Genomic DNA, 818 nt, shown 5'->3' with positions numbered 1-818 from the left:
CCGCAGGTGCACGGCAGGCCGGGTCACGGCGCCCGCTGCGGGGTGGGCGCGCCGAGGAACGCCGCGAGCCGGCGCGAGTGGTGCCCGGCGACGTGCAGCACGAGCCGGCAGCCGGGGCAGGCCACGGCGTCCCCGACGTCGGCGTGCACGACGACGCGGTGGTGGCAGTGTCCGCAGTGCACCGTCCGGTCCCGGGTGGAGTCGGCGATGTCGGTCGGGACCAGGACGAGCTCCTCGTCGAGGGCGCCCCGGTGCAGCGCCGCGGCGCGCACGGCCTGCACGACGGTCTCGGGCCCGGTGACCAGGATCCGGGTGCCGGTGACCAGCGTCGTGAGCTCCCGGTCCAGCAGGCTCGCCGCGTCCCCGCCGGTGGGCAGCCGGACCAGGCGGTCGGCGGGCCCGAGGTCGGGATCCGGCGCCGACCCGGCGACGACGACCAGGTGCGGCGCGTCGCCGCGACCGGCCGGGCCGGTGTAGCGCGGCACCGTGGTCCGGCCCGGTGCGAGGTGCGCGGACGGGGCGGCCGCGCCGGTGCGCAGCGGGCGGACGGGATCGGCCATGACGGGCGTGATGCTACGAGCGTCGGGTGAACGGTGGGTGGCGCCCAGCGCATGCGCGGGTCACCATTTCTGGTGACACTGTCGGGGAATCGGTGACGATCTCGGCGCCGGCGCGATGCACTGCGTGGGGCGCCCGCACGCCGGAGAGGGGGACGTCATGGACGGCACGTCGTACCGCCCGCGGCACGCCCTGCGTGAGACCCCGCCCACGATCGCCGTCCCGGCGCAGCGGGGCGCCCCGCGGGGCGAGGCCGTGCC

1 protein-coding gene is annotated in these 818 nt (G+C 78.0%); it reads right to left on the bottom strand.

The features are described from left to right. Positions 1-23: 23 nt before the first annotated feature. Entirely contained in the window at positions 24-560 is a 537-nt protein-coding gene (locus GTW08_RS14820) for a dimethylamine monooxygenase subunit DmmA family protein (protein WP_073575074.1), read from the bottom strand. Between the last annotated feature and the right edge of the window lie 258 nt (positions 561-818).

The sequence above is a fragment of the Pseudonocardia sp. SID8383 genome, assembly GCF_009864975.1.
In the GTDB taxonomy this organism is placed as follows: Bacteria; Actinomycetota; Actinomycetes; order Mycobacteriales; family Pseudonocardiaceae; genus Pseudonocardia; species Pseudonocardia alni.
The sequence above is the reverse complement of the archived record's forward strand: the minus strand, read 5'-3'. Positions and strand labels throughout refer to the sequence as shown.